At 43.9% G+C, this 18937-nt stretch carries 14 protein-coding genes; 7 read left to right on the top strand and 7 right to left on the bottom strand.

Translation table 11 applies throughout. The features are described 5' to 3' along the window. The first annotated feature begins 36 nt into the window (after positions 1-36). A complete protein-coding gene (xth, locus tag CFR83_RS06560; protein WP_088813596.1) occupies positions 37-867 on the top strand; it encodes an exodeoxyribonuclease III in 831 nt (276 codons plus the stop codon). Here xth and CFR83_RS06555 read toward each other — a convergent pair. From CFR83_RS06555 to CFR83_RS06540, 4 genes are all read right to left on the bottom strand, one after another. After that, complete coding sequence (locus CFR83_RS06555; RefSeq protein ID WP_088813266.1) at positions 859-2943, bottom strand: M3 family metallopeptidase; 2085 nt, start codon at positions 2941-2943, stop codon at positions 859-861. The two genes, xth and CFR83_RS06555, sit on opposite strands and share 9 nt — an antisense overlap. A 75-nt stretch (positions 2944-3018) precedes the next feature. Next, a complete protein-coding gene (gene folD / locus CFR83_RS06550) occupies positions 3019-3870 on the bottom strand; it encodes a bifunctional methylenetetrahydrofolate dehydrogenase/methenyltetrahydrofolate cyclohydrolase FolD (RefSeq protein WP_088813265.1) in 852 nt (283 codons plus the stop codon). A 1-nt stretch (position 3871) separates the two neighbouring features. Beyond that, complete coding sequence (locus tag CFR83_RS06545; protein ID WP_088813264.1) at positions 3872-4495, bottom strand: response regulator transcription factor; 624 nt, start codon at positions 4493-4495, stop codon at positions 3872-3874. A 4-nt stretch (positions 4496-4499) separates the two neighbouring features. After that, complete coding sequence (locus tag CFR83_RS06540; protein WP_133062466.1) at positions 4500-6998, bottom strand: PAS domain-containing sensor histidine kinase; 2499 nt, start codon at positions 6996-6998, stop codon at positions 4500-4502. Positions 6999-7251: 253 nt separating this feature from the next. Between CFR83_RS06540 and aceE the strand changes: the two genes are divergently transcribed. The 3 genes from aceE to lpdA are packed head-to-tail and all read left to right on the top strand — an operon-like array spanning position 7252 to position 13362. Continuing rightward, positions 7252-9945 (top strand): pyruvate dehydrogenase (acetyl-transferring), homodimeric type, encoded by a 2694-nt coding sequence (aceE, locus tag CFR83_RS06535; protein ID WP_088813262.1) that lies wholly within the window; start codon positions 7252-7254, stop codon positions 9943-9945. 10 nt (positions 9946-9955) lie between these two features. Beyond that, positions 9956-11569, top strand: a complete 1614-nt coding sequence (gene aceF / locus CFR83_RS06530) for a dihydrolipoyllysine-residue acetyltransferase (protein ID WP_088813261.1) — start codon at positions 9956-9958, stop codon at positions 11567-11569. A gap of 11 nt (positions 11570-11580) precedes the next feature. Next, positions 11581-13362, top strand: coding sequence for a dihydrolipoyl dehydrogenase (gene lpdA, locus CFR83_RS06525; protein WP_088813260.1), 1782 nt, complete (start codon positions 11581-11583; stop codon positions 13360-13362). 169 nt (positions 13363-13531) lie between these two features. On the opposite strand, the gene phaP is transcribed toward lpdA, so the two are convergent. Continuing rightward, positions 13532-14068: a phasin family protein gene (gene phaP / locus CFR83_RS06520; RefSeq protein WP_088813259.1), complete on the bottom strand. Its 537-nt coding sequence runs from the start codon at positions 14066-14068 to the stop codon at positions 13532-13534. Positions 14069-14190: 122 nt separating this feature from the next. Between phaP and CFR83_RS06515 the strand changes: the two genes are divergently transcribed. The 3 genes from CFR83_RS06515 to CFR83_RS06505 all read left to right on the top strand — a co-directional run bounded on the left by CFR83_RS06515 (position 14191) and on the right by CFR83_RS06505 (position 17067). Beyond that, complete coding sequence (locus CFR83_RS06515) at positions 14191-15102, top strand: histone deacetylase family protein (RefSeq protein WP_088813595.1); 912 nt, start codon at positions 14191-14193, stop codon at positions 15100-15102. Continuing rightward, positions 15099-15980, top strand: coding sequence for a DMT family transporter (locus CFR83_RS06510; protein ID WP_088813258.1), 882 nt, complete (start codon positions 15099-15101; stop codon positions 15978-15980). The genes CFR83_RS06515 and CFR83_RS06510 overlap by 4 nt, the downstream gene beginning before the upstream one ends. Before the next feature lie 76 nt (positions 15981-16056). Next, entirely contained in the window at positions 16057-17067 is a 1011-nt protein-coding gene (locus tag CFR83_RS06505; RefSeq protein ID WP_088813257.1) for a serine hydrolase, read from the top strand. Between the two features lie 13 nt (positions 17068-17080). Here CFR83_RS06505 and CFR83_RS06500 read toward each other — a convergent pair whose 3' ends face one another. Next, a complete protein-coding gene (locus tag CFR83_RS06500) occupies positions 17081-17848 on the bottom strand; it encodes an IclR family transcriptional regulator (RefSeq protein WP_088813256.1) in 768 nt (255 codons plus the stop codon). A 59-nt stretch (positions 17849-17907) separates the two neighbouring features. Further along, positions 17908-18936: a quinone-dependent dihydroorotate dehydrogenase gene (locus CFR83_RS06495; RefSeq protein WP_088813255.1), complete on the bottom strand. Its 1029-nt coding sequence runs from the start codon at positions 18934-18936 to the stop codon at positions 17908-17910. Between the last annotated feature and the right edge of the window lies 1 nt (position 18937).

The raw sequence follows: 18937 nt of genomic DNA, 5'->3' as shown, positions 1-18937 counted from the left end.
AATTAGTTTTTCACTCTATTTTTATTTATGTCATCTATTCGTATTGCCACCTGGAACGTCAACTCCATCAAGGTTCGCCTGCCACACTTATTGCAATGGTTGGCAGCTCATGATTCAAACAAAACCCCGATAGATGCTGTATGTTTGCAAGAGTTAAAACTAACAGAAGATAAGTTTCCTTTTGCTGAGTTAGAGGCGGCTGGTTATTACGCCTTGGTAGCAGGTCAAAAAACCTATAACGGTGTCGCCATTATTTTGCGTAAAGCATCACTAGCAGCCATTGCTCAAGATGCTCAAACAGCATTTTTATCACCTGTAAAAAATAATCCAAAATTTGCAGATGAGCAACAGCGTTTAGTGACTGCAACTGTAGCTTTTAGTGGTCGCGCGCCGATTCGATTGATCTCTGCTTATTTTCCTAATGGACAAGCGCCTGGCACTGAAAAATTTGCCTATAAATTAGATTGGTTAGCCAGTTTGCATGATTGGCTAAGTGAAGAGATGGAAGAGCACTCACGCATTGCATTGCTAGGTGATTACAACATTGCGCCTAGTGATGAGGATGTGCATGACCCGAAAGCTTGGGTTGGTCAAAATCTGGTGTCACCAGAGGAGCGTGATGCCTTTGCAGGTTTGATTGAGATGGGCTTTTATGACAGTTATAGATTGTTTGAGCAACAATCAAAAAGCTTCAGTTGGTGGGATTACCGCATGATGGCATTTAGAAGAAATGCAGGTGTGCGCATCGATCATATTTTGTTAAGTGAAGCGCTCAAGAACGAATGTACTGCCAGTGTGATCGATAAGACGCCACGGGGGTGGGAGCAACCTTCTGACCACGCACCCGTGATAACAACCTTAGGCTAAGCCACCGTGTCTTAAGAGAGCATCAATTTGAGGCTCTCGCCCCCTGAATGCTTTGAATGACTCCGCAGCAGGGCGACTGCCACCCACTTCTAGAATTTCTTGGCGGTATCTAGTGCCTGTGGCTTGATCAAGAATGCTACCAGTGGTTTTGGCAGCTTCTTCAAAGGCAGCATAAGCATCCGCAGACAGCACTTCAGCCCATTTATAGCTGTAGTAACCAGCAGAGTATCCACCGGCAAAAATATGGCTAAAGGTATTTGGCCATCTAGAGATTTCTGATTGAGCAGTGACGTGAATCGCATCATTAATACTTCTTGATAACTCTAGTACACCTTGAGGATTTGCTGTGTGTGGATCAAAGCTAGAATGCAAGCGCCAATCGGTGAGTGAGAAAGCCAATTGTCTTAATGTGCCCAAACCATTTTGGAAGTTTTTGGCGGCAATCATTTTTTCATAGAGACCTTTTGGTAACGTTTCACCAGTCTCGACATGAGATGTCATTTTTTGCAGAACTTCCCATTCCCAACAGAAATTTTCCATGAACTGACTTGGTAGTTCTACAGCATCCCACTCAACGCCATTGATACCAGATACGCCTAGTGCGCCAACTTTGGTCAGCATGTGGTGTAAGCCATGACCACATTCATGGAACATGGTAATCACATCATCATGAGTAATGGTGGGTTGTTTAGTAATGCCGTTGACAGTCACGGGCGCGGGAAAGTTGCAGACTAGATATGCCACTGGAGTTTGAACTGAGCCATCTGAGAAAGTTCTTCTACCTCTGGCGTCATCCATCCAAGCGCCACCTCGTTTGCCTGGTCGTGCATATGGGTCGAGATAAAAGTTGGCTAGTAATTCGCCCGATGCACTAGTGACCTTGAAAGACTTCACATCGGCATGCCATTTTGGTAGGGCATCTTCCTCTATTTTTACGCCAAATAGCGTTTGAATAATGCTAAATAAACCATCCAACACCTTTGGTAATGGGAAGTATTGCTTGAGTTCATTTTCAGAGAATGAGTAACGTGCTTGCTTGAGCTTTTCAGAGGCATATGCCATATCCCAAGGTTCTAGTTTTTCAATATTGAGATGCTCTTTGGCAAATTGCTGTAAATCATTCCAATCTTTTTGGCCATGTGACTTTGCTCGTTTGGCAAAGTCTAGAAGGAACTGATCAACTTCGGCAACAGTTTTAGCCATCTTAGGAGCTAAGCTCAGAGCAGCATAATTTGCAAAGCCAAGCATCTTGGCTTCTTCATCCTTTAGGCGAAGTTGCAAGAGCATGTTTTGTGTGTTGTCCCACTCTGCTTTGCCATTGCCATACTCAGCTCCAAGTTCTGAAGCTCTGGTGATATAGGCTTGATACAGATTTTTTCTTAATCCGCGGTTGTCGCAAAATTGCATCACAGGGAAATAAGATGGGAAGTGTAGGGTGAAAGCCCAACCATCCAAGCCTTTCAATTCAGCAGTTTGTTTGGCTGCAGCCAGGGCATCTTCTGGAAGTCCTGCTAAATCCTGGTCATTAGTAATCTGGTGCACATAGTTATCTGTTGCATCTAAGACATGATCTGAAAATGCCTTAGATAACAAAGCCTGCTCATCTTGAATGGCAGAGAATCGTGGTTTTTGATCATCCGATAATTCGGCGCCACCTAAACGAAAATCTCTAAGAGAGTTTTCTATCACTTTACGTTGAGCAAGACTTAGTTGTTGGAACTCAGCTGATTGACTCAATGCTTTATATTTTTTGTATAAATTTAGATTTTGTCCAAGGCTACTCCAAAAAGCTGTGACCTCTGGCAACATCTCTCCATAAGCCTCACGAAGTTCAGGGGTATCTGCCACGCTATTGAGATGACCAATTACTCCCCATGAGCGACCAAGTTCTTCTGTAGCGTTTTCCAAGGGTTCCACAAGGTCTGCCCAAGTATTAGGAGTACTTGGATCAATAGACGCATCTACGGCTTTTTGAGCTTTGGCTAATAGTTCGGTAATAGCCGGTTTGATGTGGCTTGCTTGGATAGCAGCATAGTCGGGTAGTCCGCGACCAAAGGAGAGTAATGGATTATTCATAAAGAATATTATCTATCTAAAGTACAAAAAATTCAGGCGCTTATTCAGCGCCTGAGAGCATAGTGAAAAAACGCTTTAAATCTTAATTCTTTCAGCTGCCTCTAGGGTGTTAAGAAGAAGCATGGTGATGGTCATAGGACCGACTCCGCCTGGTACTGGAGTAATGGCACCAGCAACATATTTGACTTCGTCAAAATCAACGTCGCCACACAGTTTGCCATCAGGTAGGCGATTAATGCCCACGTCAATCACGATGGCACCTGGTTTAACCATATTGCCTGTGATCATTTTTGGTCTGCCAGTAGCAACAACCAAGATATCAGCTTCTTTGGTGTGTGCAGCAAGGTCTTTAGTTTTACTGTTACAGATGGTGACTGTGGCACCAGCTTGAAGTAACAACATGGCCATTGGTTTGCCGACAATATTGGAAGCGCCCACAATCACTGCGCGAGCACCCTTGGTTGGGTACTCGATGCTTTCCAACATTTTCATACAACCATAGGGTGTGCATGGTCTAAATAGTGGTGCGCCGATCATTAAGGCGCCGGCATTGGCCACATGGAAACCATCCACATCTTTTTCAGGGGCAATGGCTTCAATGACTCGATGACTGTCAATGTGTTTTGGCAGTGGTAGTTGAACCAAGATGCCATGGATAGACGCATCCTGATTGAGTTCAGCGATACGCTTGAGTAACTTCTCTTCTGATAGGTCGGCTGGATGGCGTTCCAAAATAGAATGCATGCCAACGTCTTCGCAGGCTTTAACTTTATTGCGAACATATACTTGGCTGGCAGGATCTTCACCGACTAGTAGTACGGCTAGACCTGGTTTAACGCCCTTAGCAGTCAGAATCGCTGTTCTAGTGGCGATCTCTAATCTAACTTTTTTGGCAAGTGCATTGCCGTCAATCAGTTGAGCAGGCATATTAGTTATTCGTCTCTAATAGAGCTAAGCGAAGTAGGTCGGCAACTGTATTAACGTTCAGTTTTTCCATGATGTTGGCACGATGTGCCTCCACCGTTTTAATCGAAATATTTAAGTCGTCAGCAATTTGTTTATTGAGTCGACCAGCCACAATGCGTTCCAAAACTTGTTTTTCGCGAACAGTCAGTTTGCTCAACAGATTTTGTGTGTTTTTCTGTGTATCAGCTTTGGCATAGTCAACGCGTGCGCGCGCCAACATCTTTTCAACCAATACTTTCAGTTCAGACTCTTTAAAGGGCTTTTCAATGAAATCAACAGCACCTTTTTTCATGGTTGATACAGCCATAGATACATCGCCGTGACCTGTGATGAAAGAAATCGGCATTGGGATGCCTTCAGCCATTAGGCGTTCTTGAAGTTCTAGGCCAGACATGCCTGGCATACGAACATCCAAAATCAAGCATGCAACATTGTCTTTATTGTCACCTGCAAGAGATTGCAAAAATCTCTCAGCACTTGGCAGGCATTTAACCAAGTAGCCATTGCTCTCTAATAGCCAAGTCAAGGAGTCTCTAACTGCCTCGTCATCATCAACAACATAAACAATTTCAGGTTTGTTCTTCATAAGCTTATTTATCCAAGGGAAGTAGTATTGTAAAGGTGCAGCCGGGGATTGGCTCATCTTTTTCGTTGCGGTTGTTTTGGGCCCATAAACGACCATGATGGGACTCAATAATCGACCGACATATATTCAGGCCCATGCCCATGCCATCTTGCTTAGTGCTAAAGAAGGGTTCGTAGAGTCTTTCTAGGGTATCTTCAGGAATTCCAGGGCCTTGATCGATTACTTTGATACGCACCATGGCAGGTTGGTGAGAGTAATCAATATCAGTTTTTATTTGAATAACCCTGTTGTAGGCATTTTTGTTGTCATTGCCTTTGATGGCATCAATAGCATTTTTTAAGAGATTAACAAGAACTTGTTGAATCAGAATCGGGTCTAAAAATAAAGACGGAATTGTGTCGTTATAAGTGACGCTTAACTGTACGCCATAGCGTTGGGCTTCAATCTCTGCCAATCCAACAGAATCCTCAATAATTGAATAGATGTCTGTCACTTTACTTTGCGGTTGGCTACGTTTGACAAAGCCACGAATGCGCTGAATGATCGTGCCAGCGCGATGGGCTTGATTGGTTGCTTTTTCGATTGCAGGCAAGATATCTTTTTCGATATCTAAGTTTTGCTGTGACTTAAGTCTTGTTGCAATACCAGTACAGTAGTTACTGATGGCTGCCAATGGTTGATTAAGTTCGTGAGCAAGAGATGAAGCCATTTCACCCATGGTTGTGAGTCGACTTGAAAACTGCATCTTTTCTTCTTGTTGGCGCGCTTCCTCTTCAGCAGTTTTACGAGCAGTGATATTAGTAGCAACAATCAGTTGTGCAAGGTGGCCATCAACCCAAGAAATATAGCGTCGACGCACTTCGTACCAGTGGTTATTTTCACTAATTAACACTTCACGGAAGTCTGATTGACCTGGTGTTAGCTCATAGGCAGGTAAACCGGCAAAGCCATCAATATTGTCATCATCTAGTGCGCCTATATCACTTGGTTCGATTTCATGACCTGCAAGGTCTAAGTGAATTTTTGTGTTACTTCCAAAATTCTCCCGGTAGTATTTATTAGCAAATAGCAACTCGCCACTTTGTAATGAAATAACGGATACCGAGGCGTCCAAACTTTCCAACACGGTTGTGAAACGCTCTTGGGCTAATGCTAGTTGTTGGCGAATTTTGATTGGCTCAGAAATATCCACAATCGAGCTGATCCAACCGTTCTGCACACCTTTTTCATCAATCAATGGTGATACGAATGTACGGGTGTTAATTCGAGTGCCATTTTTCTTCTCCAGAATGGCTTCTAAACCAGTTCTTGGTGCGTTGCCTGTCAGAGCTAATGACATTTTTTTAATCAGCTCTGGTTGCAGTTCTTTTGGCCAAAAAGCAAAAGGTGGTGCCATGCCGATTAACTCTTCTTTCGTCCAGCCTGTCATGTCACAAAAGGCGGGGTTCACATAAGTGATCACGCCATTCATATCGTGAGCTCTCATGCCAATCGTCATGGATTCTTCCATGGCGCGTCTAAAGTTGGTTTCAGTTTGTAAATCTCGTTGAATAGAGTAGCGCTTGATATTTTGTTTCCAAACTGACCAAAGACTCCAAAGCACAAACGTACTTAAGCCAACCACCAACCATAACAAAGTTCTATAAGTTAGATTTGTTGGCGGAGGATAGGTGCTGATGTGAAGATTTAATTGAGATGGTGTTTTATCTAGAGTAATTTGATGTTCAATCGATCTTGAACCTGTTTTTTTAGGATTAGAGGCAACTAATTCCTTGCCTGAACCGTCAAGTAGAACAAATCGATATAAACCATTTAATTCACTGGGCACCATGTGCTGAAGAATTTTTTTGGCGGAATACAAAACGGCAATGCCACCAATGACGCGACCTGTTTGAATAATTGGTGTGACGTGCCAGAAAACATATTCTCGATCAACACGTAGTTTGTCATTTTCAGGAAAGTCGAGATAAATGACTTTGCTGTATACCGCTTTGTTGGTTTCAGCAGCTTCAACAAAAATACTAGACAGCTCCTCATCAAGTGGTGCTTTGATTTTTTGACGGTCGTACCACTCGTTGTGGCCACTGGCAACTGGCACAGTCCATAAACTCTTCTTATCTCGATCAATCCATCTCAAATGCAGTATTTCAGGGCTGTCTTGTATTAGGGTAGTTGAGCGTTTGAGAAATGAGTCTGGTGAACGCATTTGGTTCACTGAGTTGCTGATTTCGCGACTAAGTTCTAGGAGGGTGTCCTCGTTGGATGAAAAGCCTAGCAAGATGCGTTGTTTGGCGTAGGCGCTCTCGCGATACAAGGTGTATTGCTGTTGATTTTTATCTTGGTAATTAAGTGTCCAAAGGATTAGTCCCATAGCCCCTGTAAACAGGGTAATGGCCAATATTGGTGTGAACAGGAATGCGTAAGAGCTTGCGCCGTATTTCAGGTGCTGACCGGTGAGTTTTTGTGTGATTGACTCAAGAGTACGCGCAAAGACTTTATTCAACTTAACTTCTTATTGACTAGGGAAAACCATAGAAGACATGAGTTTAATTCGAGCTGAGAGTAGAACTATATTTTTTTGCACTTTTAATTAGTAGCACTTTTTGCTGCCCAGCAATAATATTCCATATTATGATAAATGTATTCGTTATGTGAAATATTTCTTGCTGCTGGCACATGTCGTTTTTAAAATTAGTACAGCTTTAATGAGGTCAAAAGCCTCTCAAGATCAATGCTCGACAACGAGGAGTCACAGAATGACTGCAGTTCCAGAACAAAAAAATGGATCCAACCCAATTGATGTTGATCCAATAGAGACAAAAGAATGGATTGATGCCTTAAATGGCGTTATTGAAAAAGAAGGTGTAGAGCGAGCTGCTTACTTAATTGATGAGCAAATATCGCATGCTCGAGTTAACGGTGTGGTGCAGCCATTTCATGCTGAGACACCGTATATCAACACCATACCAGTAGAGAAGCAAGCGAAGTTGCCCGGAGACCAAGAGATAGAACACCGGATTCGCTCCTACACACGCTGGAATGCGATGGCTTTGGTATTAAAGGCTAACAAAGATACCAACGTAGGTGGCCATATTTCTTCGTTCCAATCAGCTGCCACGTTATATGACGTTGGCTTTAATCATTTCTGGCACGCACCTTCTGATAAACACGGTGGTGATTTGGTGTTTGTGCAAGGACACGTTGCTACAGGTGTTTATGCACGCGCCTACATGTTAGGTCGTTTATCTGAAGAGCACTTACTGAACTTCCGTCAAGAAGTCGACGGTAAAGGAATTTCCAGTTATCCGCATCCATGGCTAATGCCAGACTTCTGGCAGTTCCCAACTGTATCGATGGGTCTTGGGCCCATCATGGCTATTTACCAAGCTCGTTTCATGAAGTATTTGCAAGATCGTGGCTTAGCTAATACAGAAGGTCGCAAGGTATGGGCATTCTTGGGCGATGGTGAAACAGATGAGCCTGAGTCATTAGGTGCGATTGGTATGGCTGGTCGCGAAAACCTAGACAACTTATGCTTCGTGATCAATTGCAACTTGCAGCGTCTAGATGGTCCTGTGCGTGGTAATGGCAAGATCATTCAAGAACTAGAGTCAGAGTTCAGAGGTGCTGGCTGGAACGTCATTAAGCTCATTTGGGGCACTCATTGGGATGCATTATTTGCCCGTGATAAGAAGGGCATTTTGATGAAGCGTTTAGGCGAAATCGTGGATGGTGAATACCAGACCATGAAGGCCAAAAATGGCGCTTATGTTAGAAAAATAGTATTCAACACGCCAGAGCTAGAAGCCTTGGTGGCGGACTGGAGTGATGAGGATGTTTGGAACTTAAATCGTGGCGGTCACGATCCTCATAAAGTCTATGCAGCATTTCATGCGGCAGCTAATCATAAGAATCAACCAACCGTGATTCTTGCTAAGACCATCAAAGGTTATGGCATGGGTGGTTCTGGTCAGGGTATGAACATTGCCCACCAAGCCAAGAAAATGAATATCGAGGACATTAAGGCATTCAGAGATCAGTTCAAGATTCCTGTGCCTGATGACAAATTAGAAGAGTTACCTTTGGTGAAGTTTGAAGAGGGTAGCCCGGAGTTAAATTACATGCGTGAGCGTCGCATGGAGTTGGGTGGCTATTTGCCGCAGCGTCGCACTAAAGCTGAGAGTCTTGAAGTGCCCAAGTTGGAGGCATTTGCTCCTTTATTAGAGGCTACAACAGAGGGTCGTGAGATATCGACCACGATGGCTTTTGTGCGCTTACTCAATATAGTCATTAAAGATAAAACAATTGGTAAACGTGTAGTGCCTATTGTTCCTGATGAATCTAGAACTTTTGGTATGGAAGGCATGTTCCGCCAATTGGGTATTTGGAATCAGTTAGGTCAGTTGTATACACCTCAAGATCATGACCAGTTGATGTTCTACAAAGAAGATAAGCATGGCCAGATTCTGCAAGAGGGTATTAATGAAGCCGGGGCGATGTGTGACTGGATTGCTGCAGCAACCTCGTATTCAACACATGGCGTACCAATGTTGCCGTTCTACATCTTCTACTCAATGTTTGGTTTCCAACGTATTGGAGATTTAGCGTGGGCAGCAGGTGATATGCGTAGTCGTGGTTTCTTATTGGGTGGCACTGCAGGTAGAACAACGCTCAATGGTGAGGGCTTGCAACATGAAGATGGGCATAGCCATCTGTGGAGTGCTGCAATACCTAACTGTATCAGTTACGACCCAAGCTTTGCGTTTGAGTTAGCAGTGATTATTCAAGACGGTATGCGTCGCATGATGACTAATCAAGATGACGTGTATTACTACATCACCTTGATGAACGAAAACTACGCTCATCCTGCAATGCCTAAAGGTGCTGAAGAAGATATCCTCAAAGGTATGTATCAGCTAACTAGTGTGGGTGATGCTAAAGCCAAGTTAAAAGTACAGTTGCTAGGTAGCGGCACGATTTTTAGAGAAGTGATTGAAGCGGCTAATTTGTTGCGTGATGATTGGGGTGTGGCTTCAGATATTTGGGGCTGCCCAAGTTTTACTGAGTTGGGACGTGACTGGAATGCTGTATCACGCGAGAACATGCTAAACCCAGCAAACAAACCTGTTTTGTCGCATGTTGAAAAACTCTTAAAAGATAAATCAGGACCAGTAATTGCTGCAACAGACTATGTGCGCATGTTTGCTGAACAAATACGACCAGCAATCCAAAACATTGGTAAGCGTTACACGGTATTGGGTACCGATGGTTATGGTCGCTCCGATACCCGAGAAAAATTACGTCATTTCTTTGAAGTGGATCGTCGTTGGGTGACAGTGGCAGCTCTCAAAACATTGGCTGATGAGGGTCAAATTGAGCATCAGAAAGTTGCTGAAGCCATCAAGAAATACGGTCTTGATCCTAAGAAACCAAACCCAATGACAGTGTGAGGATAACAAGATGACTAAAGTATTAGAAATCAAAGTACCTGACATTGGCGACTACAAAGGTGTGCCCGTTATCGAGGTTCATATCAAAGCGGGTGATCGTGTTGAAAAAGAACAGTCACTTGTGACACTTGAATCAGACAAAGCCACGATGGATGTTCCTTCATCGCATGCCGGTATTGTGAAAGAGGTCAAAGTGAAGGTGGGTGATAGCATTTCTGAAGGAGATGTTGTCATATTGCTAGAGGAAGATGGTGCAGTATCTACTGCGACAGCAGCATCAACTCCAGCGACCACACCAACATCCACATCAACATCCACATCAACATCAAGCGCCACAGTAGAAATCAAAGTGCCCGACATTGGGGATTACAAAGGCGTGCCCGTCATAGAGGTTCACGTCAAGGCGGGTGATCGCGTTGAAAAAGAACAGTCACTTGTGACACTTGAATCAGACAAAGCCACAATGGATGTTCCTTCATCGCACGCCGGTATTGTGAAAGAGGTCAAAGTGAAGGTGGGTGATGCTATTTCTGAGGGCGATGTTGTCATTCTTCTAACTGAGTCGGGGGCAAGTACATCAGCCTCAGTTGCAACACCTGCTGCTCCAGTTGCAGCAACACCTAGCTCAACACCTGCATCATCAATCAGCACGCCTGCACCAGTTGCTGCACCACGCGCAGAAGCTTCGCCTGTAGCAAGTGGCACTGGCCATAGTCATGCTAGTCCATCTGTACGCAAATATGCGCGTGAGTTGGGTGTTGATGTCACCAAGGTAAATGGTTCGGGTCCTAAAGGTCGCATTACGCAAGAAGATGTTCAGGCTTATGTCAAAAACATCATGACAGGCCAAGCGGCATCTCCTGCAGGTGCCCCAGTTTCAGCTGGCGGTGGCTTGAATTTATTGCCATGGCCAAAAATCGATTTCAGTAAATTTGGTGAAACTGAAACTAAACCTTTATCAAGAATTCAAAAACTATCGGCAGCCAATTTATCTCGTAACTGGGTAATGATTCCTGCTGTGACTTATCACGAAGATGCTGACATTACTGATTTGGAAGCTTTCCGTGTAATGACCAATAAAGACAACGAAAAGCAGGGTGTCAAAGTGACCATGTTGGCATTCTTGATTAAGGCGGCTGTGAATGCTCTGAAAAAGTATCCAGAGTTCAACAGTTCTTTGGATGGTGACAACTTGGTCATGAAAAAGTATTTCCATATCGCCTTTGCAGCGGACACACCTAATGGCTTAGTAGTACCAGTCGTTAGAAATGCTGATAAAAAAGGTATTTTTGAGATTGCCAAAGAAACCGGTGAGTTAGCTAAGTTGGCTCGCGAAGGAAAACTCAAGCCAGATCAAATGCAAGGTGCTTCGTTCACGATATCTTCTTTGGGTGGTATTGGTGGCACTTACTTTGCACCCATTATTAATGCCCCTGAGGTGGCTATCTTGGGAGTTAATAAGGCGAGCATGAAGCCAGTCTGGGATGGTAAGCAATTTGTGCCAAAACTTATTTGCCCACTGTCATTGACAGCCGATCATCGTGTGATTGATGGAGCATTGGCAACTAGGTTTAATGTTTATTTGGCTGAATTGTTGGCTGATTTCCGCCGTGTTGTTCTTTAAGGAAAATTGATATGTCTACGATAGAAATCAAAGTTCCTGATATTGGCGATTTTCATGATGTACCTGTCATTGAAGTATTGATGAAGGTAGGTGATCGTGTTGAAAAAGAACAGTCATTGCTAACGCTTGAATCAGATAAGGCAACCATGGAGGTGCCTAGCGACCAAACTGGTGAAATTAAAAGTGTTCATGTGAAAGTTGGCGATAAAGTCAGCCAAGGCATGGTGATTGCCACTATTGAAGTATCTGCGACAACTGCAGCATCACCAACAACAGTTGCACCGGCAGCGCCAGCTGCTCCGGTTAGCTCACCATCTGTTGCACCAGCTCCAGTAGCTGGGTCTTATGCTGGTTCTGTAGATCATGAGTGTGAGATGCTGGTTTTAGGTGCTGGCCCCGGTGGTTACAGTGCAGCATTTAGAAGTGCTGATTTGGGAATGAACACTATCATCGTGGAGCGTTATGCCACTCTAGGTGGAGTTTGTTTGAACGTAGGTTGTATTCCTTCGAAAGCTTTATTGCATACCGCAGCCATCATGGATGAGGTTAAAGCGATGGCAGCGCATGGCATTACATATGCTGAGCCTAAGATAGAAATTGATCGCTTACGCACATACAAAGAGAGTGTGATTGGCAAATTGACAGGTGGTTTAGCAGGTATGGCCAAAGCTCGCAAAGTTAAAACTGTGCGTGGTATTGGTAAGTTCTTAGATGCTAACCATGTAGAAGTTGATGTCACTGAAGGCGCTGGAAAAAATGCCACAGGTAAAAAGGAAGTAATTCGTTTTCAGAAGGCAATCATCGCAGCAGGTAGTCAAGCAGTGATGTTGCCATTCTTACCTAAAGATCCACGCATTGTGGATAGTACCGGTGCACTTAAATTAGAAAAAGTGCCTAAACGCATGTTAGTCATTGGTGGTGGCATTATTGGTCTGGAGATGGCGACTGTTTACAGCACCTTGGGTAGCAAGATTGATATTGCTGAAATGATGGATGGTTTGATGGCGGGCGCTGACCGAGACTTAGAAAAAGTTTGGGAAAAAGTAAATGCGCCACGTTTTGACAAAATCTTATTAAAAACGCGTGCTACTAAGGCTGAAGCAAAGCCTGATGGCATACATGTCACATTTGAAGGTGAACAAGCGCCAAGCTCTCCTCAAATTTACGATTTGGTATTGGTGGCAGTAGGACGTACTCCTAATGGCAAAAAGCTGGATGCGGATAAAGCAGGGGTGCTTGTTGATGAGCGTGGATTTATACCTGTAGATGCTCAGTTACGTACGAATGTCCCTAATATCTTCGCTATTGGCGACATTGTTGGTCAACCAATGTTGGCTCATAAAGCAGTGCATGAGGCTCATGTTGCTGCTGAAGTGGCGGCTGGTCAAAAATCATATTTTGATGCCAAGCAGATTCCATCTGTAGCGTATACCGACCCTGAGGTTGCCTGGGCTGGTTTGACCGAAGAGCAATGTAAAGCAAAAAATATTGCCTACGAAAAAGGTTTATTCCCATGGGCAGCGAGTGGCCGTGCGATTGCTAATGGCCGTGATGAAGGTTTTACAAAGTTACTATTTGATAAAGAAACACATCGCATCATTGGTGGCGGTATTGTTGGTACGCATGCCGGCGATTTAATTGGTGAGGTTTGTTTGGCGATTGAAATGGGTGCTGATGCGGTTGATATTGGCAAAACAATTCATCCACATCCAACCTTGGGAGAGTCGATTGGTATGGCGGCTGAAGTCGCTCATGGCAGTTGCACAGACTTACCGCCTCAGAAAAAGAAATAACTCTATCAAGAGCAGCAAGAGTCATAGGTATTACAGATAAAAAAACCCCCGCACGAGGCGGGGGTTAAAAGGTACTTGTAGATTAGATCTAACTGGGTACCGAGGAGACAACTTTTACTACAACAATTCTTGACAAGCCACACTATGATGGATGTGGCTTGCTATTTCCTTACTTCTTACCGCGAGCAGCTTTAACAGCTGTGTTTGCAGCAGCGTTGAAGTTGTTTTGAGCTAGGTCTACAGCTTGCTTGATAGACTTTTGAGTCGTTTCATAAGCATTGTTAGCAGCAGCCATTGCTTGTTTGATCGCTTGAACAGCAGCGTCTGAACCAGCAGGTGCATTCTTAGATAACTCTTCAACCAAACCGTTTAAGTTTGTGTTGCTTTTCTTCAATTGAGACTCAGCAACAGTTGTGAATGTTGATTGAGTTTCGTTAGCGATGTTGTACAAGTGACGGCTGTAAGACATGATTTTTTCAGCTAAAGGCTGAACCATACCTGCTTGCATAGCCATTAATTGCTGTGCATCACGTACTGAAAGAGCTTGTTTAGCGTTTTGAACATTTTCGTTCATTGCTGTTTTAGCAACAGCCATGTTCAATTCAACTAATTTTTCAACGCCTTCGAAAGCCTTGTTAGTCAAATTTAACAATGTTTCTAAGTTAGCTTTGTTAGCTGCTGCGATTTGTTCTGGTGTTAATGTCATTTGATTCTCCATATAGTTAAGTAGGGGGGTCAACACAAAAATGTTGCACTGCACAAATGTAAGTATAGGGGTTAAACAGGGTAAGTCAAGCCCACATTGTGAAAAAAAGGCAAAATCAGGGGGTGAAAGCCTACTATACCGACCATTTTGTCCTGCCTTTGCCCACTGGACACCGGTTTCCGATGGAAAAGTACCGACTTTTAAGGGATTTGGTCGCTTGTCATCCAGAAATTGAGTTAATTGAGCCGGCAGCCGCTACCGATGAGGATTTGTTAAGAGCTCATGATGCTGCCTATATTGAGGCTATTACTCAAGGCAAATTAACAGATGCCCAGATTAGAGAGATCGGTTTCCCCTGGAGTGAGGCCATGGTGGAGAGGTCTAGAAGGTCGGCGGGAGCCACCATTGCGGCATGCTTAGCTGCTATTAAAGAGGGGGTATCGGTCAATCTAGCGGGTGGCACTCACCATGCTTATGCCGATAAAGGTAGTGGATTTTGTGTATTCAATGACGCTGCTGTGGCGGCACGTTATGTCCAAGCAATGAGCCCAACCCGTGTTGCTGTGATTGATTTGGATGTGCACCAAGGTAACGGTACCGCTGCAATCCTAGGAAGAGATTCAAGTTGTTTTACTTTGTCGCTACATGGTGAGAAGAATTTCCCTTTCAGAAAAGAAGATAGTCACTTAGATATTGGCTTGCCTGATGGTTGTGGTGATAAAGACTATTTAAAAATACTGCAGCAAGCTCTGATTGAGCTTGAGCGTCGCTTCACACCAGAGCTAATCATTTACTTGGCTGGCGCTGATCCTCACGAGGGGGATCGTCTGGGCAGACTAAAGCTAACCATGCAAGGCATGGAACAAAGAGATCGATTGGTATTGGGACTTGCTAAAGAACTTCTGTGCCCTATAGCCATTGCAATGGCTGGCGGTTATGGGCGCGATATTAAAACCACGGTGGATGTGCACCATCAGACCATACAATTAGCACTTCAATATCACCAGCAAATACAGCCAAAGGTTTCTCAATGACAGATCATCCATGGATACATCGACTCGCGCCGTGGATAGCCCCAATTTTTGTCTTCTTATGGAGTACAGGTTTCATCATTGCTCGCTACAGCATGCCTTATGCCGAGCCCATGACGGTAATCTTTATACGCTTTGCTTCAGTTGTTTTATGTATGTTGCCAGTGGTTTTGATTTGGCGGGCACCTTGGCCTAATCGCTCACAAATAATTCATATAGCTATTGCAGGTGCATTACTTCAGGCTGGATATGTCGGAGGTGTGTGGGCTGCCGTGAAAGAGGGCATGTCTGCTGGTCTGACAGCATTGATTGTTGGTCTACAACCCATTCTGACGGCGTGGTTTGCAGCTTGGATTGCTGAAAAAGTGACCCCGAAGCAATGGTTGGGATTGATTTTAGGTTTGCTCGGTGTTGGCTTGGTCGTCTGGGCCAAATTATCACTGACTGGCATGAGTCATTTAAGTTTGGTTTTTATCGTCATTGCATTACTTTCCATCACGATGGGTACTTTGTATCAGAAAAAATATTGTGCTCAATTTGATTTGCGCACTGGATCAGTGATTCAGTTTGCAGCTTCAGCGATTATTTGTTTGCCGCTCATGTTTTTATTTGAAACCAGAGAGATTATTTGGGCGCCAGAACTGATACTTTCACTCATTTGGGCTGTATTGGCTTTATCGATTGGCGCGATTTCACTCTTATTTGTCATGATCAGAAATGGCGAGGCAACAAGGGTTACTAGTCTTATGTATCTCACCCCACCAACCACTGCCATCATGGCTTGGTTACTGTTTAATGAGCCTATTACTTGGACCATTATTTTGGGGATAGCGATTACCATGAGTGCAGTGATTTTGGTTAATCGAACAACATCAAAATAAATGCCATTCATGCCTTATCATGGCGGTACTTAAAAAATTTATCAAATATTAGTAACTGGGCATTTTGAAAAGACGCATGAACTTACGATTCAAACTATTACAAGCTATTTTTATTGGTTTTGTGGCAACAACATTGACTGTTTCTTCCGCCAATAGTTGGGCGCAAAATGCCACGTCTACTAAGAAGTCATCAACAGCCAAAAAATCTCAAAATACCAAAGCTAAAAAGGTAAGAGCCACCACAACACGCGCTAAGGCTGAGGCGGCCGAAGAGAAGCGCCCATCATTCGCAGCTGCGATGGGTTTAAGAGGCAATCATGATGATCTCAATCTTAAATCTAGTGTTGCTCTAATTGTTGATAGACAAACTCACGAAGTGCTGTTTGAAAAGAATTCTCACGCGGCACTACCAATTGCCTCGATCACTAAATTAATGACGTCTCTTGTTGTATTGGATGCGCAACTGCCATTTGATGAGCCGATTGTGATTCATCAGGATGATGTGAATGCTTATCCAGGCAGAACTAGATCCCGTGTGACAGAGGGTGCTCGCATGACACGTGAGCAAGCCTTGATATTGGCTTTGATGTCGTCAGAAAATAGAGCAGCTCATGCTCTAGGTAGAAATTACCCAGGTGGCATTCCTGCTTTTGTGGATGCTATGAATGCTAAAGCTAGATTACTTGGTATGACTCAATCCAAGTTTGCTGACCCTACGGGTTTATCAAGTGATAACGTTTCGAGCCCAGAAGATTTAACCAAGTTGGTAGAGGCAGCATACCAACACAAGAGCTTGCGAGAGTTTTCTACTAAGCCTGACTACAACATCATGATTGGAAAGCGTGAACAAAAGTTCATTAATACCAATCGTCTTGTTAGAGCAAGTGACATGGATATTGGTTTACAAAAGACTGGATATATCTCTGCAGCGGGACGTTGTTTAGTCATGCAAGCTAAAGTGGTGGGTAGAGATGTTGTGATGGTTTTTTTGGACTCAGTGGGCAAACAATCTCGTTTTGCTGATGCGGTACGTGTGAGACAGTGGCTAGAAGCTAATCCAACTCCACAACCTTTGCGCAGACTCTAAATATCTAGCTAGCTTATTTGGTGGCTGTTGGCTTATAGCCCAAGCTTTTTGATATTTGTAGAGCGGTATCTTTGAGGGATTTGAGCCACTCTTCTTGCATCCGTTCTGTTGGAGCGGATAAAGATAAGCCTGCAACTAATTTACCGCTGTCGTCCAAGATAGCGGCAGCCATACAACTAACTCCAACTTCTAGCTCTTCATCATCTCTGGCGTGACCAACACTTTTGACCAGTTCTAATTCTTTCTCAAGTTGAGCAAGGTCATGAATACTGTTTTGGGTATGACCTTGTAGACCTGTTTTTGCTACGTAAGCTTTTAACTTGGCAGCCTCATCGTCAGCTAAAAATAATTTACCAACCGATGTTAGATGAAGTGGGGCTCGACCACCAATCGCACGAACCACCTGCATACCAGAGCGCTCGCTATAGGCGCGATCGATGTAAACAATTTCATCGCCTTGTCTAACTGATAAGTTGACTGTTTGGCCTGTGAGCTTATGTAGAGCGCGCATAGGTAATTGCGCTGCATCTCTCACAGATAGGCGTGCTTTCACCAAATTGCCTAGCTCTAATAGTTTGAGTCCTAAGCGATATGTACCGCTATCTGCTCTTTCGACCAGGCGACAGGCAACCATGTCGTTCAAGATGCGATGTGCTGTAGAAGGGTGTAGTTCCGTGAGTTCTGAAAGCTTCTTTAAGCTTTCAGGTTCATCGCTTTGGGCGAGTGCATCCAAGAGACTCATCATGCGGTCTAAGACTTGGATGGCAGTTCTACTAGTCATATGTGCATTTTAGCCACAAATTGGCTAAATTGCACATTGTGAAAGATGCTCTAAAAAACCTAGTGTTTTAGAGCCTTGGCGCACTCAGAAATAAGTGCTGGCCCCTTATAAATCAAGCCACTATAGAGTTGAACTAGGCTGGCGCCCGCATTGATCTTGTCTTTGGCATCTTGACCGCTGAGGATGCCGCCAACGCCAATAATTGGCACGGCATTTCCTAAAGTTTTGGCTAAAGCCTGGATGACCTGGTCTGAGGCATTTTTAACAGGAGCACCTGATAAGCCACCAGTTTCTTGGCCATGTTCTAAATGACTAACTGCATCCCTGGCAATCGTGGTGTTGGTTGCAATCACTGCATCGATTTGATATTTGATTAAGAGCTCGGCAATTTTTTCAATTTGCTCATGGTCTAAATCAGGAGCAATTTTTAAAAAGAGGGGAACCTGCTTTTTATATTGATCACTTAACTTTGTTTTTTCTAAAGCGATTGCTCCTAAGAGAGCATCAAGTTCATCGCCACCTTGAAGCTGTCTTAAGTTCTTAGTGTTTGGTGAAGAAATATTTACGGTGATGTAAGAGGCGATGTCATAAACCTTTTGCATGCAGTGCAAATAATCACTGGCTGCGGATTCAATTGGTGTTGAAGCATTTTTACCAATGTTTAAACCAAGGATCCCGCCTGATTGCCAAAAAGCAGAGTTCTTCACTCTAGCCACGCATGCATCAACGCCATCATTATTAAAGCCCATGCGATTGATGAGTGCATTTGCCTCTGGTAAGCGAAACATTCTAGGCTGAGGATTGCCTGGTTGAGGTTTAGGTGTAACTGTACCAATTTCAATAAAGCCAAAGCCCAAGTTAGCTAAGGCATCTATGTGTTTGCCATCTTTATCAAGTCCAGCAGCTAAACCAACAGGATTGGGTAGTTTTAGACCGCAAAAAACTCTCTCATCTCGAGGAATTGATTCGTGGGCTAAGAATCCCAAACCAAGTGCATGAACTTTATCGAGTGAACTAAGGGTGAAGTTATGTGCGCGCTCTGCATCCATGGCAAACAGCCATGGTTTGATAAAAGGATAAAGATTCATG

The sequence above is a fragment of the Polynucleobacter victoriensis genome (assembly GCF_900187875.1).
Classification (GTDB): Bacteria; Pseudomonadota; Gammaproteobacteria; order Burkholderiales; family Burkholderiaceae; genus Polynucleobacter; species Polynucleobacter victoriensis.
Note: the sequence above shows the minus strand (reverse complement) of the source record. Positions and strands in the feature narration are given on the sequence as shown.

Excerpts from the sequence above, each read along its gene's own strand:
- phaP (WP_088813259.1), bottom strand. The coding sequence starts at position 14,068 with ATGACATTAACACCAGAACAAATCGCAGCAGCTAACAAAGCTAACTTA.
- folD (WP_088813265.1), bottom strand. The coding sequence starts at position 3,870 with ATGCCTGCTCAACTGATTGACGGCAATGCACTTGCCAAAAAAGTTAGA.
- CFR83_RS06545 (WP_088813264.1), bottom strand. The coding sequence starts at position 4,495 with ATGAAGAACAAACCTGAAATTGTTTATGTTGTTGATGATGACGAGGCA.
- lpdA (WP_088813260.1), top strand. The coding sequence starts at position 11,581 with ATGTCTACGATAGAAATCAAAGTTCCTGATATTGGCGATTTTCATGAT.
- CFR83_RS06500 (WP_088813256.1), bottom strand. The coding sequence starts at position 17,848 with ATGACTAGTAGAACTGCCATCCAAGTCTTAGACCGCATGATGAGTCTC.
- CFR83_RS06510 (WP_088813258.1), top strand. The coding sequence starts at position 15,099 with ATGACAGATCATCCATGGATACATCGACTCGCGCCGTGGATAGCCCCA.
- CFR83_RS06555 (WP_088813266.1), bottom strand. The coding sequence starts at position 2,943 with ATGAATAATCCATTACTCTCCTTTGGTCGCGGACTACCCGACTATGCT.
- aceF (WP_088813261.1), top strand. The coding sequence starts at position 9,956 with ATGACTAAAGTATTAGAAATCAAAGTACCTGACATTGGCGACTACAAA.
- CFR83_RS06505 (WP_088813257.1), top strand. The coding sequence starts at position 16,057 with ATGAACTTACGATTCAAACTATTACAAGCTATTTTTATTGGTTTTGTG.
- CFR83_RS06495 (WP_088813255.1), bottom strand. The coding sequence starts at position 18,936 with ATGAATCTTTATCCTTTTATCAAACCATGGCTGTTTGCCATGGATGCA.
- aceE (WP_088813262.1), top strand. The coding sequence starts at position 7,252 with ATGACTGCAGTTCCAGAACAAAAAAATGGATCCAACCCAATTGATGTT.